The following is a 22,743-nucleotide window of genomic DNA, read 5'->3' as shown; positions in this document are numbered from 1 at the left end:
AAAAAACCATTGGTCAATTGAACCAATGGTTTTTCTATCCTCCTATTTAATTCTCTACGATATTAAAATCTTGGGGAGCTTTGACTTCTTTTATCTGGTTAATATCTCGATAAGTAAATTCAAAATGGTCTTCATTGTTCACCGTTCGCCCTTTATCATTTTTCAATTTGGTATCTAGTTGAATCCTAGCTTCGCTAGGAACTAATTTTTCTTCTTTATTTGAGGAGTCTTTCTTCATAGACAAATAAATGTGCAACTTGACGGACTGAATCTCATTTTTCCCTTTGGTGTAAAGCTCACTATCTAACAAAGTATTTTGAAATTCTCCAATTTGATCAATATCTTTCTTAACATCACCCTTAAATTCCAGATAGATATACTGACCATCGATAGTTTTTTTAAATCGATCCGCATATTTCTCATAAAGTTTCAAAATGAGTTCATGACGTCCCACTTCTGGATCTTTTATATTTTGATATTTCAGGGCTGGTTCTGTAACTTCTTCCACTCTATTCCAAGTCCAACTATCGTCTCCCTTCTTTATTTTTTTATACAGAACCCCTTTTTCAGGAGAATATAGTCTCAAAATGGTATCCCCATATCCTGTAGAACCTATTTTATTGGCAAGACTTCGAAAATGGTCTGAATCACTGTCTGTCGTAGATCCATTTCCTCCATCTTTCGTATAAAATTCATTATATACTTGAGGGTCAAACTGAATTTTCCCATGTCGTAAGGTTGTTTCATACATTAGTGATTGTGAACCTTTTACCTCAAGTAGATTCTTTCGATAAATTTTACTGACATATTCCATGTTTTTTGCATCTCTCATGGCTTGGATATACGTTTTCACATCTTTACTCCCACTATCTTGTGTCGTATCCTTTGAAGGAGTTGTTGCCGGTTGACAAGCTGAAAGGAATAGACAAGCAAGAAGAGATAAGAGAAACACTGATAACTTTCTTTTATGTTTCATATCTTCACTCCTTTTGAACTAAATACCACCCAATTTTTCAACAGCCTCTGGTACTTCTACTTGGACACCAGTATTTTGTTTTGAATAGGTAATTTTACACGTTAATTTTTCTTTCGCAAAAGATGAATTAGAAGTACAAGTATAAGTAACACCTAAAGGTGTCAAGGTCTCCTTAGAAACGATGAGGTCTATCTGGTAGCTCCCTTCTGAATTTTCAAAATAACTAACTCCTATGGGAACAGGGCCTTGTAACACGGCGTTATTTGGTTCTAGTAAATGATTGACATCCTTACTCTTATAGGTTAAGACATACTGGTCCTTTTTCTTGGTCACTTCAAACTTGTCTTTCTGTGTCTGAAAGAAGCGTATGGCTTCTTGATTTACCCCCACAGGTTGTTTATTCTCTTGAGAATAAGAAAACATTTCCCACTCTGATGAGTCTTTTGGTCTAGAATACTCATGAAAGGCATCGTAATACTCTTCTTGACTCGTACCGTTGTTCGTATATAGTCCACGTACCCTCACTGGTTTTAATTCAAAGGATCCTTCAAAAGTCGGAGTATATACTGCGTGTGTATTCCCATCACTTGTTGGTTCACTAAACTTTCTCTCAATCTTACTCTCCAGTTTGATTTCGCCATTTTTCAAGTGTTCAAAGGCTTCTAGCCCCTTGTCGATGATTTGTTCTTGGCTTAGTTCCTTTGAATTTCCCTTCTTGCCCTCAGCCTGTTGACATCCAACTAGACTAACTACTGCCAATAAACCAACAAGTGACAAGATAGGTTTTCTCATATTTAACATCCCCATTCTCCTTCCTTTTTTCAGTAAATCTACTAATGTTTATTCTTCTATTATAAACCATCCCATTTGCTTTGTAAATCATTTCACAAGCTTGTAAAAAGATTGTCATTTTTTAAATACAAAACAAAAACAGCTAAGAGCATGTCTCAACTGTTTTCATCAAATTTTTAACGTACTTCTGCATTGACTTTTTCTTCAAGTGAAGCTTGGATTTTTTCCATGTAGCGTGCGACTTCTTCGTCCGTCAAGCTATCTTCTGGATTTTGGAAGGTCAAACTGTAGGCCATAGACTTCATACCAAGTCCTAGTTTTTCACCTGAGAAGACGTCAAAGAGTTTGATGTCTGTTAAGCGTTTCACGCCAGCAGCTTGAATCGCATCAACCACTTCTTGGTGGGTCACTTCTGCTTTGAGGAGAAGGGCGATATCACGGCTCACAGCTGGGAATTTGGTGATTTCCACAAAGGCTGCGGCTGGTTTAAGAGCTGCTTCAATAGCAGATAAGTTCAATTCTGCCACATAGGTTTCTGGGATATCATAAGCCTTAGCTGTTACAGGATGGACTTGTCCCAAGACCCCAATCACTTGGTCACCAAGTGAGATCAAGGCTGTACGCCCTGGGTGGAGACTCTTGATTTCCTGTGTTGCTGTATAAGTCACTTCAAGACCCAAGCGAGTAAAGAGGACTTCCAAGATTCCCTTGGCATAGAAGAAGTCAACTGGAACAGCTGGAGTTTGGAAGTCTTTTTCAGCAACTAAGCCAGTCAAAGCAAAGGCAAAGCTATTGATTTCGTTTGGCAAGTCTTCTTTTGGATTACCTGTCTGTTCAAAGACTTTTCCGATCTCATAGAGGGCCAAATCTTTGTTCTTACGAGCGACATTATAAGCTACAGTATCCAAGATTCCTGAGATCATATTTTGACGGAGGACCGAACGATCCACAGTCATTGGCCACATGAGCTCCGTTAAGTTGCTTGGTGCAGTCGTGAACTCCACTGCTTTTTCAGGAGTTGTCAGTGCATAAGTAATGATTTCAGTCAATCCAGCCCCTTCAGCGATAGTCCGAACTTGGCGACGCAATTTTTGAGTCGCTGTCAACTCACCGGCTGTCCCATCATCTTTTGGAAGACTGGTTGGCAAGCGGTCATAACCATAAATTCGGGCGATTTCTTCAAAGAGGTCCGCTTCAATCGTGATATCCCAACGGCGACGTGGAACGCTAACTGTGAAGGCTTCTGCATTTCCAGAAAGACCAAAGCCAAGACGACGGAAGACATCCTCTACATCCGCGTAGGAAAGCTCAGTACCAAGGACACGGTTAACGTCTGCAAGAGTGGAAGAAACTTCTACATCAGAAGTATCCAATTCACCTGCTGAAACAATACCTTTACGAACAGTTGCACCAGCCAATTCTGCAATCATGCTTGCAGCTGCATCAAGGGCTTCATTAACGGTTGCCACATTGATGCCTTTTTCAAAGCGAGAAGAAGATTCTGAACGAAGGTTGAGGCGACCACTAGTCTTACGGATTGATTTACCATTGAAGACAGCCGCTTCAAGGACGACACGACTAGACTTTTCAGAGATTTCTGTAGCCTCTCCACCCATGACACCGGCAAGGGCTACTGGTTTGTCAGCAACCGTAATCACGAGGTCACTTGTTTCCAACTCACGCTCTTCCCCATCCAAGGTCACTAATTTCTCACCTGCACGCGCTTCACGTACACGGATGTCATTTCCTTCAAAGGTATCCAAGTCAAAGGCATGCATGGGCTGACCAAAGTAAAGCAAGATATAGTTGGTCACGTCAACCACATTATTGATGGGACGGATGCCTTCATTCATGAGGAGGTTTTGCAACCATTGTGGACTTGGTGCGATGGTTACATTGTCCAAGATACGAGCTGCATAATAAGGAGCCTTATCTGTGTCGATGCTGACAGAAAGAGCATCCGCTGCAACTTGGTCTGTTTCTGTTAAAGTAAATTCTTTGAAGTTGACTGCCTTGTCATAGATGGCTGCTACTTCATGTGCTACCCCACGCATCGAAAGAGCATCTGCACGGTTTGGAGTGATAGAAAGCTCGATGATTTCATCATCCAAGTCTAGGTAAGAGAAGACTTCTTCTCCTGGAACAGCATCCTCTGGCAAGATTTGGATGCCATCCGCAAATTCTTTCGGTACAACTGAGTCAGAAATGCCTAACTCACCAAGTGAACAGATCATCCCAAGGGATTCCAAACCACGGATTTTCCCTTTTTTAATCTTGTAGTTATCTGCGATGCGAGCACCTGGAAGAGCCACCATCACCTTGATGCCTGCTCGCACATTTGGTGCTCCACAGACGATTTGACGCGCTTCTTCTTCCCCCACATTAACTTGGCAGACATGAAGGTGTGTCTCTGGCACATCTTCACAAGACAAGACTTCTCCGACGACAATTTTTGAGAGACCAGCAGCAGGAGATTCTACACCTTCTACTTCGATCCCTGTAGTTGACATTTTTTCAGCCAACTCTTCTGATGGCACATCCACGTCCACCAATTGTTTTAACCATTTATATGATACTAACATTATTCTGATCGTAAGATCCCACTTGGTGAGATCTTCTCAATTCCTTTCTCTCAATTTGGACCCACAATTAAGCTTGCGGATTCTCCTTCAAATGCTTGCGCAGCAACCAGTCGATATCCACAGCTTCCCCTGTGATAAAGTGGTGCTCGCTAAATCGTTCAAATCCGAATTGTTTGTAAAAGTTTTGGGCCTTAAAATTCCGTTCCCAGACACCCAGCCAGACCCAGTCAAATCCACGTTTTTGAGCCTCTTTTAAGGCAAAGGTAAACATTTCCTTGCCATAGCCCTTGCCATGATGTTCTTTTTTGACATAGATGCGCTGAATTTCAAAAGCATTGTCCATCTCTACTGGCTCCGTTTGTGCCTTGCCCCAGTTAAACTTGAGGAAACCACAAATTTCCTGATGGTGATCAAGGACAAAATAGGTCTCTGATTCCGGGTCTGCTAGGTCCTTTTGGATTTGCTCTAGCGATAAAACCATCTGGTAGTAATCTTCCATATCGGCATCAGAGTTGTAGGGACCAAAGGTATCCCCATAGGTTTCCACCTCTAATTCCCTTAAAATATGAAAATCTTTCGCCTTAACTTTTACTAACATAATTATTTAAATTGTTCTGAAAAACGGATATCCCCTTGATAGAAGCCACGGATATCATTGATTCCGTAACGAAGCATGGCCACACGCTCTTGACCAAGTCCAAAGGCAAATCCTGAATAGATTGTTGGATCAATCCCACTCATCTCAAGGACGCGTGGGTGAACCATACCGGCTCCCATGATTTCAATCCAACCAGTTTTCTTACATACGTTACATCCAGCACCACCACATTTGAAGCAAGAAACGTCCACCTCAACCGATGGCTCAGTGAATGGGAAGTAAGAAGGACGCAAACGGATTTGGCGTTCTGCACCAAACATCTTTTGCACGATCAATTGAAGCGTTCCTTGAAGATCGGCCATAGAAATGCTTTTCCCAACAACCAAACCTTCGATTTGATGGAATTGGTGGCTGTGGGTCGCATCATCCGTATCCCGACGGAAAACCCGCCCTGGAGAGATCATCTTCAATGGTCCTTTGCTAAAGTCATGCGCATCCATAGCCCGCGCCTGTACAGGTGAGGTATGGGTCCGAAGCAAGATTTCTTCTGTGATATAGAAGGTATCCTGCATATCCCGCGCTGGGTGATCTTTAGGCAGATTCATCCGTTCAAAGTTATAATAGTCTTGCTCCACTTCAAAGCCGTCTACGACTTGATAGCCCATCCCGATAAAGATATCTTCGATTTCTTCACTGGTTTGGGTCAAAATATGACGGTAACCACTAGCAACTGGACGACCTGGAAGGGTCACATCGATACTTTCACTAGCCAATTTGGCTTGGACTTTCTTTTCTTCCAAAAGTTTGGCCGTTTCTTCAAAGGCAGCCGTCAAGACATCACGCGCTTCATTGACGTGTTTCCCGATAACCGGACGCATCTCAGCAGAGACATCCTTCATCCCTTTAAGAATTTCCGTCAGAGATCCTTTTTTTCCAAGAACAGAGACCCGTAGTTCTTGCATCTCTTTTTTATTTTCAGCAGAAATCTGCTTCAAAGCTGCCAGCGTTTCTTCACGAAGCGCTTTTAATTGTTCTTCAATCGTTGACATATTTCCTCCATCATGGTCCCTCTACAGACATAGAAAAAACCACGCGCCAACACCCTCATTCGGAGCGTTGACACGCGGTACCATCCGTTTTTTATCCGTAAACCAGACCTTAATTTCTAAATCCTTTACGCAAGTGAATTCACTCAGCTTTCATGCAAAGAGCTTTCAGTCACGGCTCTTCTCCCTGTCGCACTTCCCTTGAGATACTAGTCTTGCAGATTTCTATTCGATTACTATCTAGTTTAGCAGATTTTTAGTTAAAAAACAAGTTAGATGAGACTAATTTCAATAGAAGAAGGAACAGGACGCAATGCATTATCTATTTGCCTGGTCTGCTTCATCTGCTTTCCTTTTCAATAGAAGAGTTGCTGCTTGGTTAAAACCATCACACCAGTTATACCATTTTGCTTCATACTCATCTTGAGGTAAGATACGATGTTTTAAATCCAAAACAGAGGATATCTTTCTTTCCTCGCAAGCTTGCGCATAGAGAGCATACAATTCATCGCCACCATCTCTATCAAACTCAGCAGAAATCGTATCCCGACCTGCCAATAAAGCCTGATAAGCCCTGTGATGCCCGTCTGTAATCAAGAAGCGATTTCCAAATGCAAGAACACTAATTGGATCCACATTGATGATGTCTGCCGACTGATCCAGCATCTGGATAGCTTGTAACTTCTTTTCTGATAAATAAAGTTGGGTCGGATGAAGATCTGTTATCTTGACTTCCATTTCTTTCTCCTCTACCAAGAGTATAAAAGTTGGTTCTGGACACTGGTAGACATTTTCAAAGGTCACGATTTAAAGACCTGCCAAAGCCAAATTCCCCCGCCATTCTTGTGATTCGTTTTCTTTTTATTTAATGACTTGTCCAGCATCTTTCAAGACAGATTCTGGAATAGTAATACCCAATTCATCTGCGACTTTTTTATTGATGACAGATTTTCCTTGGCTAAAGATTTCAACAGGTGTGTCTGCAGGTTTTTGACCTTTCAAGATCTTCGCAGCCATTTTACCAGTTGCTACCCCAAGATCATGTTGGTCGACAACGACTGAAGCAAGACCACCCGCTTCTACCATGGCTGTCGCACTTGGGAAGATTGGTTTTTTAGCTGTTTTGTTGGCTTCAACAACAGTTGAGAAGGCTGATGCGATGGTATTATCGATTGGAACCCAGATGGCATCGACTTTACCAGTCATGACAGAAACTGTTGAAGCAACTTCGTTTGTTGAAGGTACAGAGTAAGGAATCACCTTGAAACCTGCTTTTTCAGCCAATTTTGTAAATTCTTCTACTTGAGATTTAGAATTGTCTTCACTGGTTGAGTAAAGGGCACCGATTGTTTTCACGTTCGGAGTCAATTCTTTGATCAATTTCAATTGTTGCTCCGTTGGATTGTGGTCAGATACCCCTGTGATATTGCCACCTGGTTTTTTCAAATCTTTGACCAAGTTTGCACCGACTGGATCGGTGATGGCTCCCATGACAATTGGTTTATCTTTAGTTGCACTGGCCAAACCTTGAGCAGATGGGGTTGCAATCCCAATCAAGACTTGATTATCTTTTTCTGCCAATTGCTTACTCATGGTTGCAACTTTATTTTGGTCGCCTTCCGCATTGAGGAAGTCAATCTCAACCTTGTCCTTGTCATAGCCTTCTTCAGCTAGACCATCTTGAATCCCCTTGTAGATCAAATCAAGCGAAGGGTGGCTGACCAACTGCAAGACCCCAACTTTAGCTTTTTCATTGCTAGTTGCCGCCTTGTTGTCCTTACCAGCTGTAGCTGAATAGATCGCTGTCCCAATGACTGCTGCTGCAATCAAACCAATAATTCCCATTAACCGTTTATTTTTCATTTTACTACCTCTTCTATTTTTTCATTTTCTTCTTTTTTTCTATCATCTAAAGACTGCGACGCCATCGTTTCTTCATATCTTTTCTCCCTTCTTATCTAAAACAAAAAACACGCCCACACATAGCAAAAGCTATGTGAGGACGTGTCATCGCGGTGCCACCTCACTTATGGGAAAAGGATAGTCTCCCCCATATCTCTGTCTTGTCTAGCAACAAGTTGCACGATAAGGTGTGCCAACCGAATTTTTATTGTTTCAAATTCATCTCATCATTAGTCCAATTTCATAAACTGCCGCTACCCACTCTCAGCAACCGTAGGCTCTCTTGAAACTTTCATTTACTACTTTTCTAATTTCTTACATTTTAAAGTTTTCTTTCAAAAATGTCAATACTTTTTCAGTATTTTTTTGGAAACGTTCGCATTTTCTATTTAACAGCCCCTAGCTTCTTTCTGGGATTTCCTCTCTAATTTTGATATAATTTACTAGAATAAACGCTAGAATGATGAGGAATCCCATGTCTTTTGATGGATTTTTTTTACACCATATGGTGCAAGAATTGAAGGCCGAACTCTTGAGTGGCCGCATTCAAAAAATTAACCAACCCTTCGAGCAAGAATTGGTGCTCCAAATCCGAGGCAATCGAAAAAACCAAAAACTCTTGCTCTCTGCCCATTCTGTCTTCGGACGGATCCAACGGACCCAGACCAACTTTGAAAATCCTGCCTTTCCCAATACCTTTATTATGGTTATGCGCAAATATCTTCAAGGCGCTGTCATTGAAGGGATTGAGCAAATGGAGAACGACCGGATTCTTGAAATCCGTGTCTCCAATAAAAACGAAATTGGAGATGCCATTTCTGTCAGCCTCATGATCGAAATCATGGGCAAGCACAGTAATATTATTCTCCTGGACCGCACCAGCAATAAAATCATCGAAGCCATTAAACATGTCGGTTTCTCACAAAATAGCTACCGGACCATTCTCCCTGGATCAACCTATGTAGCTCCTCCGAAAACCGACGCGGTCAATCCTTTTACAATTGGAGATGAAGCCCTTTTTGCCCTTCTTCACAAGGAAGAGTTAAGCCCAAAAAACCTTCAAAAATGTTTCCAAGGTTTGGGGCGAGATACGGCTCAAGAATTAGCCAAGCGACTTGAGACGGATGAAAAATTAAAAACCTTCCGTGCCTTTTTCGAGGCACCTTCTGAGCCACGCCTAACGACCAAATCCTTCTCGGCTATCCCCTTTGCGGATGCGTCGAGTCAAACATTTGAGACACTTTCAGATCTGCTGGATGACTATTACCGAGACAAGGCTGAGCGCGATCGGGTGCAACAACAGGCCAGTGAATTGATCCGCAAGGTCGAAAACGATCTTGAAAAGAACCGAAAAAAATTAGCCAAGCAAGAGGCGGAGTTAGCGGCGACCGACAATGCGGAAGAATTCCGCCAAAAAGGAGAATTACTGACAACCTTCCTCCATCAGGTACCAAACGACCAAGACCAGGTTGTCCTGGACAATTACTATACCAACGAGCCCATTACCATCCAACTCAACAAGGCCCTGACCCCCAATCAAAATGCCCAACGCTACTTTAAACGCTACCAGAAGTTAAAAGAAGCCGTCAAACATTTGACCATCCTCATTCAAGAAACCAAGGAAACCATTTCTTATCTTGAAACGGTTGAAACAGCCCTTTCTCAAGCGAGCCTAGCTGAGGTGGCAGAGATTCGAGAAGAGCTAATCCAGACCGGCTTTATCAAACGGCGCAACCGTGAAAAAATTCATAAACGGAAAAAACCTGAGAAATACCTGGCGAGTGATGGAAAGACTATCATTTTAGTGGGTCGCAACAATTTGCAAAACGATGAACTAACCTTTAAAATCGCTAAAAAAGACGAGCTCTGGTTCCATGCCAAGGATATTCCGGGAAGCCACGTCGTCATTACAGGAAATCTAAATCCAACAGATGAAGTGAAGACCGATGCTGCAGAGTTGGCGGCCTACTATTCCAAGGCCCGTCTCTCAAACTTGGTCCAAGTAGATATGATCGAAGCCAAGAAACTCAATAAACCAACAGGTGGAAAACCAGGCTTTGTCACCTACACCGGCCAGAAGACTCTACGGGTCACCCCAGAAGAAGAAAAAATCAAAGCCATGAAACTAAACGACTGATTTCAAAAATAAAAGGTTGAGCGATGCTCAACCTTTTAGCATGTAGACAAACTGTTCTACGTATGCTGAAAAAATAAAATGAGGTCTACTTTTAGGATCATTCAACATATATTGAAACTTTCCGCCGTGAGAAAAGTGCTAGAAACAATCTTGTTTCTAGCACTCGGGAGTTTTGGAACCTTAGGTCCAAAACTAAGTCATGGAACTTCTTTGAAGTTCGCTGACGTCCGTTCTCACCTAAGGAAAGTTTCTTAAATAACATTATCTTCAATACGAAAGGTTGACCGACGCTCAACCTTTTTATTCTGCTTTATTAATGTCTTCTTTGACTTCATCAACATTGAATTTGGCAAAGAGGTACTGACGGTCTTGAACTGGGAAACGTTGATCCAGCTGATCGATGGCCCCCACCTCTACAATTCCTTCTGTGATGACAAAATCCATGACATGGCCACCAAAGGTGTGGTCATCTGAGATAAAGTGCAAATGATAACCAGCCACACTCACGCCATGGAAAATTTCTGGTGTCCAAAAACCGACGATGGTTCCAGTGACATTTTCCCGTGTATATTCTGGCTGATGGGTTGCAACCTCTGCAAACTTCATCTCTGGTGTTGATTTTGGAATCATACGGACATGCATCTTGGCAAAGTCACCACGAATCTTAATAGAGCGGAAAAGATTTTCCCCATCATAATAAGACTCAATACGGGCTTCCAATTCCTCGTCCGTCATTTCAAAGCGTTGGCGGAAAATCACTTCTGCTTGGTGAGGAACGACTGCTGCATAAGGAACCTTGGCATCCGGAGAAACTTCGACTATTTCAGGATGATCCCCTGATCCCTTGGCCTGATATGCCTTACCATCTAATACGATCAACTCTCCATCAATAGAATCAAGCGTCCCAACTCCTAGATCTCCGTGTTCCAAGAGTTCTCCAATCGTAAATGAACCCCCGTACAGACCCGCCATTAGGGCACCTAAGGTATTGTATTGAAAAAGTTTTACTGGTTCCATGTTTTTCTCTCCTCATTCTATCTTCTACCAGTATACCACAAACTATTCCGAATCTTCACGATATGGTTTTGATTAGAGGCTATCATAGAGGGTTTGCATCTGTACATCGTCTGGTACGATCGCCAAATACTGATTAGCCACTTCACGCGCCTTCGTCACATCTCCAGCCTCACGCAACAAATAAACATAGGCTTCGAGGAATTCTGGGTTGTCCTTTAAGTCCTCATAGAGCTCTTGGTAGGCTGAGACAGCCTCTTCTGTTTTCTCCAAGGCAGCCAAGGCACGGGCAATGTTCCACCGGGTAACAACTGTTTCGACTTCTTCATTTTGCCAAGCCAAGACTTGGTCAAAGCGTTCCTGTTCCAAATAAAGGGTAGTCAGACGAAGAGCAATCTCTTCGAGATCATCTGCCACTTCTTTAGCCTCTAATAGATAAGCTTCTGCCTGTTCAGGCTGGTGAAGTTCATAAGAAAGCTGAGAAGCAAGAAGCTTCAATTGGGCATCAAAGGGATTCTTCTGGATCCCTTGTTTAGCAATCTCAAGCGCTTTTTCACGGTCATTTTCAGCCTGTAAAGCTAAAGCATAACCATACTCATAGCCCTCAAAATCAGGCGACAAGGTATCAATTTGTTTGTAGTAGATCAGGGCTTTTTGGAATTCTTCTTGGTCAGACAATAAGGTCGCTAATTCGTAAGCAATCTGGTCATCAAACTCAATCTCCAGAGCTTTCTCTAAGAAAGGAACAGCTGCTTCAAACTTACCAAGATTGGCATAGGCAAAACCAATCCGTTGATAGGTGGAAATTCCTGTTGCTTCCAAAATCTCCCGATTGTCCAACTGGGCATACTCTTGGATAGCCTCTTGGTAGCGTTCCAATTCCAGATCAATTTCAGCTAGCCCTAATTGAATGATGGGATCATCAGACAAATGAGCAGCTTCAACTAATTTTTCACGCGCCACATCTGCTAGGCCTTCCATCTGATAGAGATCCGCCTTAACCAAGAGACTCGCCACATACCAGTTAGAATCAGGATCAATTTCTTCTAAATATGCAAAGGCCTCTTCCGTTTGCCCTTCCTCTGCAAGGATGGTTGCCAAACTCAGATATACTTCTGGGTAGGTTTCTGCAAGCTGTTCATAGATTTCTTTTGCATGAGGGTAAAAACCGATACTTTCAAGATATTGACCTAAATCCAATAATTGTGCTTCACTATCTTCTAACAAGGCCTGTTGAAATTGAACTTCTGCCTCTTCTAGCTCTTGCCGATCGAGAGCTTCTACCATTTGTTGACTATGACTCACTGTGTGTTTCCTCTTCTACTTCATTGTGTTCTTCATACAAGCCACTGACGACCTTATACCATTCAAAGATAGCTCCAATCACCACCTTAGCAGACGCATAGACTGGAATTCCAAGGAAAACTCCCCAGATTCCAAACATAGATCCTGATGTCAAGAGCACAAATAAAATGGTAATCGGATGGATATTTAACTGGCTTCCCAAAACCAACGGTGATACAAAACGTCCTTCAATGGTTTGCTCCACTGCAAATACAATCAAGACCTTGATAAACATCTCCGGTCCTGCTACCAAGCCCAATACTAAGGCAGGTAACATGGCTAAGAAACTACCCAAGTAAGGGATCAAATTCAAGATCCCTGCAGAGATCCCTAGTGTCACCGCATAGCGCAAGCCAATGATCTTAAAGAAGATGATGAACATAATGGCGACGACAATAGCTACCGTAATTTGCCCTCGAACGTAGTTGGAGAGTTGAGTGTTGACATCTGAGAGAACCTGTTCAGCCGATTTACGAATCTTAGTCGGTAAGAAGCGAACAATGTGGCCCTTTAAATTTTTTCCATCTCGAAGAAGATAAAAGACAATAAAAGGCATGATGATCAAGGCAACAATAACTTGCGAAGCCACTCCGATCAAGTTGCTGACCCAATTGACAGCCCGCCCAGAGATCGAACTGGCCCAAGAAGTAATGTTTGCAGACAATTCCTTGGTGATCTCATCTAATTGGGGTTTGATATCAGAGGAGACGCGATTATCTAGAAAATCATCGATGGTTGCATTGGCCTTTTCCAAATAAGTTGGCAGGTTATGAAAGAAACTCACCACTTGTCGTTGGACGGATGGAATCACTACAGCTAGACCCCAAATTAAAAGCACTGCAATCAAGAAAAAGACGAAGGAAATTGCAAAAATCCGCTTGAGTCCTTTTCTTTCAAGAAAGTCAACAATGGGGTTAAGCAGGTAATAGAGCAAACCAGAAATAATGACAGGCAGCATGACTGCTCCTGCAAACTCAAAAATAGGAATAAAAATAAAGGTGATTTTACTCAAAACCAAAAGGTTCAAGCCCAACAGCAAGGTAACTAAAAATACGGTAATGGCCTTGTTGTCTAAAAACCATCTAAAAAACCAGGACAAACTAAACTGTTTTTCTTTATTATCCACAGAGAACTCCTTTTCATTTCAATCTGTTTCTATTTTAGCATTTTTTGAGCTTGAAGTTACGAAAAAACTAGCAAAATAAAAAAGAAAGGCCCTCCCCTTTTCAACTAGCAATTGCCTTCCAATAGGACCTTTGATATAATAAACCTAACAAATCATACGAGGTGTCCTATGTCTCAAACCATTTATTTCGGTACCTATACCAAAAAAGAATCCAAAGGAATTTACAAGGCACAATTTGACCCTGAAACAGGGACATTGAGCCATCTTGAACTAGTGGCAGCTGAGCCCAATCCAACCTATATCGCTTTTTCTGAAAAAGGCAACCTCTACAGTGTCGGAGCTGAAGAGGGAAAAGGAGGAATCGCAAGTTTTACAGCTGATTTTCAGCCGCTCAATCACGTTGTTGAAGAGGGAGCACCACTCTGCTATGTCTCTGTCGATGACAAGCGTCAACTGGTCTATGGAGCCAACTATCACAAAGGCCAAGTTCTCGTATATCAGCTAGAGGCAGATGGGCGTTTATCCTTTGTCGATCAAGACACCCACCAAGGAAGTGGTCCTCATGCCAATCAAGCAAGTCCACATACCCACTATGCAGACCTTACACCAGATCAGTACCTGATCACGTGTGACCTAGGAACAGATAGTTTGCATGTCTATGATGTTAGCGAGGAAGGAAATCTAACCCTGATCAATCAGTATCAAACAGCCCCAGGGGCAGGACCTCGTCACCTGGTCTTTCATCCTCACTATAAGACTGCTTATCTCATCAATGAATTAAATGCTACGATCGATGTACTCTTTTATGACGGTATGGGTGAATTCGAACACTTCCAAACTGTTTCCACACTTCCATCAGACTACGATGGTCAAAAATGGGCTTCTGCGATCAAGCTCTCAGCTGATGGAAAATTCCTCTATGCATCTAACCGTGCTCACAATTCCATTGCTGTCTTCAAAGTTGTGGCTGATGGTAGCCTAGAACTGATTGAAATTGTTCCAACTCAAGGGCTCAATCCACGTGATTTCACACTTAGTCCTGATCAAAACCACCTAATCGCAGCCCATCAAGATTCACCTAATGCCACCGTCTTCAAGCGGGATCCTGCTAGCGGAAAATTGACCCTTCTATCTGACGACTTCTATGTTCCAGAGGCCGTTTGTACGGTTTTTCATTAAGTCGTTTTAGTTGTCAAACCTCTAAAAAAATGATTAAATAGATGAGAAAAAGGCGCGAGCCTGACTTCACAACTTATATTTTAGGAGACCCTAACATGAATCCATTGGACTTATTTAACCAAGTTAAAGAGATGATCGAAAAGAAAGATTTCGACGCTGCAAAGAAATTTGTTGATGACAACAAAGATAACCTCGGTGACTACCTTGAACAAGCCAAAGGGCTTGTATCTGGAAATGAAATGGTCAGCGGTGCCTTGGACAAAATCAAAGGCTTGTTCTAATAAGACGACTCCTCAACGCTGTAGTTGAGGAGTTTTTGTTTGGCTCGATAACAAAAAAATCCTTGAGAAAACTCAAGGATCTTTTTAGTCTAGTAAACTAGATTATTTCTTAAGGTTGTAGAATGATTTCAATCCACGGTATTCAGCTACTTCACCAAGTTGATCTTCGATACGAAGCAATTGGTTGTATTTAGCGATACGGTCTGTACGTGAAAGTGAACCAGTCTTGATTTGTCCTGCGTTTGTTGCAACTGCGATGTCAGCGATTGTTGAATCTTCAGTTTCACCTGAACGGTGTGATACAACGGCAGTGTAACCAGCTTCTTTCGCCATTTCGATAGCATCGAATGTTTCAGTAAGAGTACCAATTTGGTTAACTTTGATAAGGATAGAGTTAGCACATTTTTCTTCGATACCACGTGAAAGGTAGTCAGTGTTTGTTACGAAGAAGTCGTCACCAACCAATTGAACTTTACCACCAAGACGTTCAGTAAGAGCTTTCCAACCGTCCCAGTCGTTTTCGTCCATACCATCTTCGATAGTGATGATTGGGTATTTGTTTACCAATTCTTCAAGGTAGTCGATTTGTTCAGCAGCAGTGCGGACAGCAGCTCCTTCACCTTCGAATTTAGTGTAATCGTAAACTTTGCGTTCTTTATCGTAGAATTCTGATGATGCACAGTCAAATCCGATAAATACGTCTTTACCTGGAACATAACCAGCAGCTTCGATAGCAGCGATGATAGTTTCTACACCATCTTCAGTTCCGTCGAAACGAGGAGCAAATCCACCTTCGTCACCAACGGCTGTTTCAAGACCACGACCTTTAAGGATTTTCTTAAGTGCGTGGAAGATTTCAGCACCCCAACGAAGAGCTTCTTTGAATGTAGGTGCACCAGCAGGTACGATCATGAATTCTTGGAAAGCGATTGGAGCATCTGAGTGAGATCCACCATTGATGATGTTCATCATTGGAGTTGGAAGAACTTTAGTGTTGAATCCACCAAGGTAGCTGTAAAGTGGGATTTCAAGGTAGTCAGCAGCAGCACGAGCTACAGCGATAGACACACCAAGGATTGCGTTTGCTCCCAATTTACCTTTGTTAGGAGTACCGTCAAGAGCGATCATAGCACGGTCGATAGCTTGTTGATCACGTACATCATAGCCGATGATTGCTTCAGCAATAATGTTGTTTACGTTGTCAACAGCTTTTTGAGTACCAAGACCACCGTAACGAGATTTGTCACCGTCACGAAGTTCAACTGCTTCGTGTTCACCAGTAGAAGCTCCTGATGGAACCATACCACGTCCATGAGCACCTGATTCAGTATATACTTCTACTTCAAGTGTTGGGTTACCGCGTGAGTCTAGGACTTCGCGAGCGTAAACATCAGTAATAATTGACATTTCTTACTCTCCTTATTGAGTTATATTTTTTACTCCTCTATCATATCGTAATTAGGCTATTTTTTCAAGAAAAAACAAGGAAATCTACGAAAATTGAGAAGTTTTTAACAAGAAAACGGTTCCACTATCTTATTTTCTGCCATTTCCCCTCCTTATTTAATTTTTTAGCATTCTTCTACTCTTCTGCTGCGCTTTATGCTATACTAAGCTTATGACAGATATTAATAAAACGATTTTAGAAAAAGCTGCTGGTCCTACTCGGTTCAATCCGGATGAACAGCGTCGATTTTTGGAGACATATGAGGAGCGTGTGATTGCATCATGTACCTTGGAGGAGGCAAGGGACAATCTCTATTTGGAGCACTATTCTTCAATTCTTACGAACATTTCAGAACGCTTTGAACCTGTACTGGTCAAGATTTCGCCTGCCTTGGATGAAAGCAGCCAACTTCAATATTTGAAAAAAACCAAGGATCTTGGACTTGTGGCAAGCATCGTTTCGGATGACTGTCGTCATTCTCCCTTTGGTCTCATCATCCATACTGACCACCCATCTGGAATTTCACCAACAGACATGAATCTCCAGTATCCAAATTTATTTGAAAAGAAAGAAGAGACTGCCAGTCCAGAAAAGAAATCATTTTGGAAACGTCTCTTTAGCTAAAGAAAAACCAATGGAAGGGAACATCTCCTTTCCATTGGTTTTTTAGTTTGCTTTTATTTTTAAAAGGTTCCCAATATTTCGAGCGCAGCAAATTAGATTTCTTTCAGCGTGAGCAAGTGCATCTGCTACCTCACAAGGACCAGGTACGATAGAGAAGGCAGCTTCAATGTGATGACTAGGAAAAGCAGGCAAATCCTCCGCTAAGCTACCACAAATAGCAAGCACCGGGATCTTCTCTGGTGTTCGTTTGGCTACTCCGACAGGAGCTTTTCCAGAAAGAGATTGGAGATCCATCCTACCTTCCCCGACCACGACCAGATCAGCTTTTTGTACTTTGTGATCAAAGTCAATCAAATCAAGACTTTTTTCAATTCCTGATGAAATCTGACCTCCCGCAAAAGCGACCAAGCCAGCAGCCATGCCACCTCCAGCTCCGGCGCCAGGCATAGACAAAATTCGTGCATCAGCTAGCTGGTAAAAATCCTGCATGGCCTGATCAACAGCTGGAAATAGAAGGGGATTCAAACCCTTTTGCCCGCCAAAGATATAGGTTGCTCCTTGACTGCCACAGAGAGGATTGGTGACATCCGTTAAGACCAGGAGCTCGATGTCTTGTAAAGCATTTGGAACCGCACTGGTATCTATTCTATCCACACGACCGATCGAAGCACCTACAGGACGAAGCAGATGACCTTGGTCATCATAGAAGGCTACCCCTAGTCCGGCTGCCATCCCAATCCCACCATCATTGGTCGCTGAACCACCAATTCCCACACAGATCGTTTTAACCCCTTGGTCAACCAATTGCAAAATCAGTTCACCAATTCCTCGTGTCTCTAGTTCTAGTGGATTGCGTTTTTCAGCTGGGATAGAGCCTAAGCCAACAAGAGAGGCCATCTCAAAAAATGCCATCTCATCTTTTTGGTAGTAAGCCATTGAAACAGGCTGTCCAAATGGTCCGGTTACTTGCGTTTGGTACTCAGTTACATCTAGAACACCAGCTAGGGTTTCCATGGTTCCTTCGCCACCATCCCCTATGGGAAGGAGGTCAAAAGTTGCATCTGGTAGAGCCTCTTGAAATCCTTTTTTTAAGGCTTCTGCTACTTGTTTGGCGGATAAGGATTCTTTAAAAGAATCCGGTGCTAGTAGGATATGCATGCTGTTTCCTTTCTATGCTGGTCTAGAATTTCAAGAACAAGGCTTAGATCGCTCGTTTCAATACGGTATGGAGCTCGTTCGGCTACGATTGGCTTTGCCATAAAGGCAATCCCGATTCCGGCTGTTTCAATCATGGGAAGATCATTGGCACCATCTCCCATAGCAATCGTCTGACTTCGTGGAATATGATTTTCTCTCGCCCATGTCAGGAGGTTGTCTTTTTTTCTTTCAGGGGTCACAATCTCTCCGAGCACTTTCCCTGTCAGACGGCCATCAAAAGTCTGCAAACGATTAGCACGAACCAGATCAATTCCTAAAGACCTCGCGATAGGATCGATGACTTCATGAAATCCCCCTGAAACAAGGCCAACCTTGTAACCTCTTTGATGAAGTTCCGTGATTAAGGTCTTAGCTCCCGGTGTAACGTCCATCTGCTCTATAATTTTCGGAAAGATAGATGTCTCCAAACCTTTCAATAAAGCGACACGCGCCTGTAAAGATGCTGCAAAATCCAGCTCTCCATTCATTGCTTGTGCTGTTATCTCTGCTACTTTTTCTCCCACGCCAGCTTCTTGAGCTAGTAGATCAATCCCTTCCTGTCGGATCAAGGTTCCATCTACATCCATAACGAGGAGACCGGTTACTTCTTTCATCGCTTTCCTTTCTTATTTCTCCCTTACTATACAAAAATAGGGTTTAAATTTCAAGTTTCAATGATCATTTGAAGATAAAAAAACGACCTCCTAAGAAGTCGTTTTTTTGTTATTAGAAGCGAATTTGCTCCCGAGTTTTTTCATACGAAGTAACAAAGCGATCGGTCACTCCAGCTTCTACCATCTCCAAAGCATCTGAGATGACTTTGAAGGAAGCCGCATAGTCATATTCTCTTTCGAAAATATAAAGGGATTCATCAAAAGCTGCTTGCACATGATCATCAAATGAACGGTAACGGTTTGAGTATTGCAACAACTGCTCCGTTAAAGTAGCATTTTGTACAATTCGATACGTCGCTTCTTCCAATTCATTCATATCATTTGTCAAAATATCTAACAAACGATTGGTTGATTCGATGTTGATTTTATCCCCTTCCAACTCATCCATCAAAGCCTCTGTATTGTTGCTTGCTGTGAAGAATAATTCCAAGAATTCTTGAGGGATTCCTGGCAAGTTTCGCTTGTCCATATAGCGTTTAATGGCATGCAAACGGTTGGCATAGATATTGACTTTTTGGCGAGCATTGGCATCGTCTTTTTCAATTTTTGAAAGGGAATCACTTAAGCTGATTTGCTCATCTTCGATTTCTTTCAAGCGAGCCTCAATAGCTTCTAACTCTTCTTCTACGATAGAATAAGCTTTTTGTGTTTCAGATGAATCTTTCAAGGCATCTTCTACCACATTTTCTTGTGAAGATAGCTCAGCTTCTAACTCTTTTAATTGTTGACTGAAAGCTTCATTCAAGACGAATGTTTTACCAAGGCGTTCCACTTCTGCTGCAAGGTTGCTATTGTTATCTTTTGCGTGTTTCAAATAGCCAGGCAGTTGTTTCACTAACTTCTTCACGACTTTTTGTGATTCGATTTCACGAGTAAAGATGTGATACAATGCATCGATTTCCTCTTGAATTTGCTCATTTTCGTAAATAGCATTGTCCAATTCAAGCGCGGATACATTTGCCATATTGTTCTTCAAGGAAGCATGCAACTGTTGGAAACGAGATTCAATATCTGTTTCAGTGAAGTGGTAGCCAGATTCCAAAAGCTTGCGGTAGCCACTTTCCAAATCCTCTAATTGGTCTGGAAGTTTTGACTGAAGAGCGGTGACAATTTCTGGCACTCGCTCAACAATTTGTTTTAAGGCCACAATATGATTCTCAGCTGTATCAAGGATTTCAGCTGCTTCAACAGGGTCACCTGAAGAATTCAAGGTGACAAATTGTGAAAACTCAGATTGAATATTTCCAATTTGCTTTTCAATTTCAGGAAGTGCACTGCCATAACGATCTGGATCTGAAGTGACTTCTTTTTGAAGTTCTTCAAACATATCTAAGGCATGAACCACACGTCCGCTATTTTTTTGTTCTTGCTCTTCAAGATCTGATAGGGCTTGGCGAATCGCTTTGATATCTTCGTCGATCAACTGGATCTGACTTTCGATATTGTCAATAGCTTGTTTAGCCTTCATGAAACGGAAAGAATTATTGTAGCCTTCCGCCTCAAACAGATTGTTTTCAATATCAGCAAATGAATTTAAGGATAAATCTACCCATTTTTGATTCCATTCACGAAATGCAATTTGACTTTGACCAATCAAATGCATGTTTTTTACGGCCTCAACTTCATCGTTGACCGGAAGGTTATATAACTTTTCTTTTCGTTCTTCCAGCGCTGCCAGTAAGGCCTCGTTTCGTTTTCTCAAAATGACTGCAACCACATATCCTACAATCAAGATAAGGGCGACAATAAAGATGAGAACAATTAGTCCACTAGACATATAAAAACTCCTTCATCGTATTACTTGAACGTAATCCTAGTAATTATACCATAAAATATCCATTAATGGGAAGCGTTCGTTGAATTTTATACATCGAGTGTACTATATTCAGCGTTTTCTTCGATAAATTCCCGACGTGGTTCCACGCGGTCCCCCATCAACATATCAAATATCTTATCTGCTTCCGCAGCATCGTCTACTGATACCCGTGCCATCAAGCGGTGTTCGGGGTCCATGGTTGTTTCCCATAATTGGTGATCATCCATTTCCCCAAGACCTTTGTAGCGTTGGATGGTTGGTTTTGAGCGACCTTCTGAATAGCGTTCCAAGGCTGCAGCTAATTCTGCTTCTTGGTTGGCACCAGGTTGGATATATTCTTTGATCTCGCTACCGACTTTGACCCCATAGATTGGTGGTTGCGCAATATAAACATATCCCGCTTCCAAGACTGGTTTCATATAGCGATAGATCAAGGTCAACAGAAGGGTTCGAATATGTGCGCCATCGACATCGGCATCAGTCATGATGACTAATTTTTGATAACGCGCTTTTGTGACATCAAATTCAGCACCAAATCCAGTTCCCATAGCAGTAAATAAACTACGGATCTCTTCATTGGCTAGAATTTTATCCATACTTGCTTTTTCAACGTTCAAGATCTTACCACGGATTGGGAGAATCGCTTGGAATTCCCGATTTCGACCAGATTTTGCAGATCCTCCGGCTGAATCCCCTTCGACGATAAAGAGTTCTGTTTCTTGTGGATTGTTTGAAGAACAATCTGCCAATTTACCAGGTAGGTTGGAAATCTCAAGCCCTGATTTCTTACGGGTCACCTCACGCGCTCGCTTAGCAGCCACCCGAGCTTTCGCCGCTAAAATCCCTTTTTCGACGATTTTCTTAGCAATTTGCGGATTTTCCAAAAGGAAATCAGAAAAGGCATCACTAAAGAGTCGATTGGTAATCTTAACAACTTCTGAATTTCCAAGTTTGGTCTTGGTTTGTCCTTCAAACTGTGGATTTGGATGTTTAACCGAGATCACTGCTGTTAAGCCTTCTCGAACATCTTCCCCAGTTAGATTGTCTTCGTTTTCTTTTAAGAGTTTATTTTTCTTAGCGTAATCATTGATCACACGAGTGAGAGCTGTACGGAAGCCCTGTTCATGCGTCCCACCTTCATGGGTATGAATGTTATTCGCAAAACTCATGACCGTCTCATGGTAGCCTGTGGTATATTGCATAGCCACTTCAACGGTAATATCATCCATTTCTCCATCTGTGTAGATGGGTTTTTCAAAGATGACATCTTTGTTCTCATTGATGTACTCGACGTAACTAGAGATCCCACCTTCGTAGTGGTAATGCTTTTCTTGCTCTAAGCCTTCTCGCTTATCCGTCAAAGAAATACGCAAGCCACGATTCAAAAAGGCTAATTCTTGAATCCGTTTATTTAATTTGTCAAAATCATACTCGGTGGTTTCTGTGAAGATTTCTGGGTCTGGAATAAAGTGGACGGTTGTCCCTGTCCGATCTGTCTCCCCGATGACTTTCAAATCATCCACAACGTGTCCACGTCGATACTCTTGGTAATGGATACTGCCATTTTTATATACGCGAACATCGAGGGATGTGGAGAGGGCATTCACAACGGATGATCCTACCCCGTGAAGACCACCAGAAACCTTGTAGCCGCCTCCGCCGAATTTTCCTCCTGCGTGAAGTACGGTAAAGACAGTTTCGACGGCAGGTCGACCTGTCTTTTCTTGGATATCCACTGGGATCCCACGACCATCATCGACAACCGTGATCGAATTATCTGCTTCAATGAAAACTTCAATATGGCTAGCAAAACCAGCTAAGGCTTCGTCAATCGAGTTATCCACGATTTCCCAGACCAGATGATGAAGACCTTCTTTTGAGGTAGATCCAATATACATCCCCGGACGCATCCGAACGGCCTCTAGTCCTTCCAAGACCTGAATCTGACTGGCATCATATTCTTGTGCTTGATTTTCTTGCTGTTTATCCTCTGTCATAATTTCCCTTT

The 22,743-nt window shown here is 42.2% G+C and carries 19 protein-coding genes and 1 other annotated feature; of the genes, 4 read left to right on the top strand and 15 right to left on the bottom strand.

Features of this window, described 5'->3' with window-relative positions:
• Window positions 1-46: 46 nt before the first annotated feature.
• The 7 genes from ABVF55_RS04585 to trpX form a co-directional block, all read right to left on the bottom strand.
• On the bottom strand, window positions 47-976 hold the full coding sequence (locus ABVF55_RS04585; protein ID WP_350012299.1) for a hypothetical protein: 930 nt from the start codon (window positions 974-976) through the stop codon (window positions 47-49).
• Between the two features lie 18 nt (window positions 977-994).
• Window positions 995-1,777 carry a DUF6612 family protein gene (locus ABVF55_RS04580; protein ID WP_350012300.1) on the bottom strand — a complete coding sequence of 261 codons (783 nt, stop codon included), beginning with the start codon at window positions 1,775-1,777 and terminating at the stop codon, window positions 995-997.
• Between the two features lie 167 nt (window positions 1,778-1,944).
• A complete protein-coding gene (gene pheT / locus ABVF55_RS04575) occupies window positions 1,945-4,350 on the bottom strand; it encodes a phenylalanine--tRNA ligase subunit beta (RefSeq protein WP_445285607.1) in 2,406 nt (801 codons plus the stop codon).
• A gap of 67 nt (window positions 4,351-4,417) precedes the next feature.
• Window positions 4,418-4,948, bottom strand: a complete 531-nt coding sequence (locus ABVF55_RS04570; RefSeq protein ID WP_024055668.1) for a GNAT family N-acetyltransferase — start codon at window positions 4,946-4,948, stop codon at window positions 4,418-4,420.
• Window positions 4,949-4,950: 2 nt separating this feature from the next.
• Entirely contained in the window at window positions 4,951-5,997 is a 1,047-nt protein-coding gene (gene pheS, locus ABVF55_RS04565; RefSeq protein ID WP_155167551.1) for a phenylalanine--tRNA ligase subunit alpha, read from the bottom strand.
• A 315-nt stretch (window positions 5,998-6,312) separates the two neighbouring features.
• Window positions 6,313-6,732 carry a chromosome partitioning protein ParB gene (locus ABVF55_RS04560; protein ID WP_445285606.1) on the bottom strand — a complete coding sequence of 140 codons (420 nt, stop codon included), beginning with the start codon at window positions 6,730-6,732 and terminating at the stop codon, window positions 6,313-6,315.
• A 123-nt stretch (window positions 6,733-6,855) separates the two neighbouring features.
• Window positions 6,856-7,857 (bottom strand): tryptophan ABC transporter substrate-binding protein, encoded by a 1,002-nt coding sequence (trpX, locus tag ABVF55_RS04555; protein WP_445285605.1) that lies wholly within the window; start codon window positions 7,855-7,857, stop codon window positions 6,856-6,858.
• Window positions 7,858-7,989: 132 nt separating this feature from the next.
• Window positions 7,990-8,221: a binding site (T-box leader), on the bottom strand.
• 150 nt (window positions 8,222-8,371) lie between these two features.
• Between trpX and ABVF55_RS04550 the strand changes: the two genes are divergently transcribed.
• Complete coding sequence (locus tag ABVF55_RS04550; protein ID WP_445285604.1) at window positions 8,372-10,033, top strand: Rqc2 family fibronectin-binding protein; 1,662 nt, start codon at window positions 8,372-8,374, stop codon at window positions 10,031-10,033.
• 300 nt (window positions 10,034-10,333) lie between these two features.
• Here the strand turns inward: ABVF55_RS04550 and budA are convergent, their stop codons facing one another.
• The 3 genes from budA to ABVF55_RS04535 form a co-directional block, all read right to left on the bottom strand.
• Entirely contained in the window at window positions 10,334-11,050 is a 717-nt protein-coding gene (budA, locus tag ABVF55_RS04545) for an acetolactate decarboxylase (protein ID WP_021153550.1), read from the bottom strand.
• 72 nt (window positions 11,051-11,122) lie between these two features.
• A complete protein-coding gene (locus tag ABVF55_RS04540) occupies window positions 11,123-12,352 on the bottom strand; it encodes a tetratricopeptide repeat protein (protein ID WP_445285603.1) in 1,230 nt (409 codons plus the stop codon).
• On the bottom strand, window positions 12,342-13,517 hold the full coding sequence (locus tag ABVF55_RS04535; RefSeq protein ID WP_021153552.1) for an AI-2E family transporter: 1,176 nt from the start codon (window positions 13,515-13,517) through the stop codon (window positions 12,342-12,344). The genes ABVF55_RS04540 and ABVF55_RS04535 overlap by 11 nt, the downstream gene beginning before the upstream one ends.
• Window positions 13,518-13,685: 168 nt before the next feature.
• On the opposite strand from ABVF55_RS04535, the gene ABVF55_RS04530 reads away from it, so the two are divergent.
• Together ABVF55_RS04530 and ABVF55_RS04525 are read left to right on the top strand one after the other, a co-directional pair.
• Window positions 13,686-14,696, top strand: a complete 1,011-nt coding sequence (locus ABVF55_RS04530) for a lactonase family protein (RefSeq protein WP_445285602.1) — start codon at window positions 13,686-13,688, stop codon at window positions 14,694-14,696.
• Window positions 14,697-14,791: 95 nt separating this feature from the next.
• The gene (locus tag ABVF55_RS04525) at window positions 14,792-14,977 is read left to right on the top strand and encodes a hypothetical protein (protein WP_003002861.1); all 186 of its coding nucleotides are present in this window, start codon (window positions 14,792-14,794) and stop codon (window positions 14,975-14,977) included.
• 102 nt (window positions 14,978-15,079) lie between these two features.
• Here ABVF55_RS04525 and eno read toward each other — a convergent pair whose 3' ends face one another.
• Window positions 15,080-16,384 carry a surface-displayed alpha-enolase gene (gene eno, locus ABVF55_RS04520; protein ID WP_021153554.1) on the bottom strand — a complete coding sequence of 435 codons (1,305 nt, stop codon included), beginning with the start codon at window positions 16,382-16,384 and terminating at the stop codon, window positions 15,080-15,082.
• Between the two features lie 211 nt (window positions 16,385-16,595).
• Between eno and ABVF55_RS04515 the strand changes: the two genes are divergently transcribed.
• Window positions 16,596-17,048: a DUF1694 domain-containing protein gene (locus ABVF55_RS04515; RefSeq protein WP_445285601.1), complete on the top strand. Its 453-nt coding sequence runs from the start codon at window positions 16,596-16,598 to the stop codon at window positions 17,046-17,048.
• Window positions 17,049-17,090: 42 nt separating this feature from the next.
• Here the strand turns inward: ABVF55_RS04515 and ABVF55_RS04510 are convergent, their stop codons facing one another.
• The 4 genes from ABVF55_RS04510 to gyrB form a co-directional block, all read right to left on the bottom strand.
• Entirely contained in the window at window positions 17,091-18,206 is a 1,116-nt protein-coding gene (locus ABVF55_RS04510) for a glycerate kinase (protein ID WP_445285600.1), read from the bottom strand.
• Window positions 18,191-18,859, bottom strand: coding sequence for a phosphoserine phosphatase SerB (serB, locus tag ABVF55_RS04505; protein WP_021153557.1), 669 nt, complete (start codon window positions 18,857-18,859; stop codon window positions 18,191-18,193). Before serB ends, ABVF55_RS04510 begins: the two co-directional genes overlap by 16 nt.
• A 112-nt stretch (window positions 18,860-18,971) precedes the next feature.
• The gene (gene ezrA, locus ABVF55_RS04500) at window positions 18,972-20,696 is read right to left on the bottom strand and encodes a septation ring formation regulator EzrA (protein ID WP_320909907.1); all 1,725 of its coding nucleotides are present in this window, start codon (window positions 20,694-20,696) and stop codon (window positions 18,972-18,974) included.
• Window positions 20,697-20,782: 86 nt separating this feature from the next.
• On the bottom strand, window positions 20,783-22,732 hold the full coding sequence (gene gyrB / locus ABVF55_RS04495) for a DNA topoisomerase (ATP-hydrolyzing) subunit B (RefSeq protein WP_445285599.1): 1,950 nt from the start codon (window positions 22,730-22,732) through the stop codon (window positions 20,783-20,785).
• Window positions 22,733-22,743 lie beyond the last annotated feature (11 nt).

The sequence above is a fragment of the Streptococcus sp. KHUD_012 genome, assembly GCF_052588255.1.
The sequence above is the reverse complement of the archived record's forward strand: the minus strand, read 5'-3'. Positions and strand labels throughout refer to the sequence as shown.

Coding starts and splice junctions, on each gene's coding strand:
- ABVF55_RS04585 (WP_350012299.1), bottom strand. CDS start 976: ATGAAACATAAAAGAAAGTTATCAGTGTTTCTCTTATCTCTTCTTGCT.
- ABVF55_RS04580 (WP_350012300.1), bottom strand. CDS start 1,777: ATGTTAAATATGAGAAAACCTATCTTGTCACTTGTTGGTTTATTGGCA.
- pheT (WP_445285607.1), bottom strand. CDS start 4,350: ATGTTAGTATCATATAAATGGTTAAAACAATTGGTGGACGTGGATGTG.
- ABVF55_RS04570 (WP_024055668.1), bottom strand. CDS start 4,948: ATGTTAGTAAAAGTTAAGGCGAAAGATTTTCATATTTTAAGGGAATTA.
- pheS (WP_155167551.1), bottom strand. CDS start 5,997: ATGTCAACGATTGAAGAACAATTAAAAGCGCTTCGTGAAGAAACGCTG.
- ABVF55_RS04560 (WP_445285606.1), bottom strand. CDS start 6,732: ATGGAAGTCAAGATAACAGATCTTCATCCGACCCAACTTTATTTATCA.
- trpX (WP_445285605.1), bottom strand. CDS start 7,857: ATGAAAAATAAACGGTTAATGGGAATTATTGGTTTGATTGCAGCAGCA.
- ABVF55_RS04550 (WP_445285604.1), top strand. CDS start 8,372: ATGTCTTTTGATGGATTTTTTTTACACCATATGGTGCAAGAATTGAAG.
- budA (WP_021153550.1), bottom strand. CDS start 11,050: ATGGAACCAGTAAAACTTTTTCAATACAATACCTTAGGTGCCCTAATG.
- ABVF55_RS04530 (WP_445285602.1), top strand. CDS start 13,686: ATGTCTCAAACCATTTATTTCGGTACCTATACCAAAAAAGAATCCAAA.
- ABVF55_RS04525 (WP_003002861.1), top strand. CDS start 14,792: ATGAATCCATTGGACTTATTTAACCAAGTTAAAGAGATGATCGAAAAG.
- eno (WP_021153554.1), bottom strand. CDS start 16,384: ATGTCAATTATTACTGATGTTTACGCTCGCGAAGTCCTAGACTCACGC.
- ABVF55_RS04515 (WP_445285601.1), top strand. CDS start 16,596: ATGACAGATATTAATAAAACGATTTTAGAAAAAGCTGCTGGTCCTACT.
- ABVF55_RS04510 (WP_445285600.1), bottom strand. CDS start 18,206: ATGCATATCCTACTAGCACCGGATTCTTTTAAAGAATCCTTATCCGCC.
- serB (WP_021153557.1), bottom strand. CDS start 18,859: ATGAAAGAAGTAACCGGTCTCCTCGTTATGGATGTAGATGGAACCTTG.
- ezrA (WP_320909907.1), bottom strand. CDS start 20,696: ATGTCTAGTGGACTAATTGTTCTCATCTTTATTGTCGCCCTTATCTTG.
- gyrB (WP_445285599.1), bottom strand. CDS start 22,732: ATGACAGAGGATAAACAGCAAGAAAATCAAGCACAAGAATATGATGCC.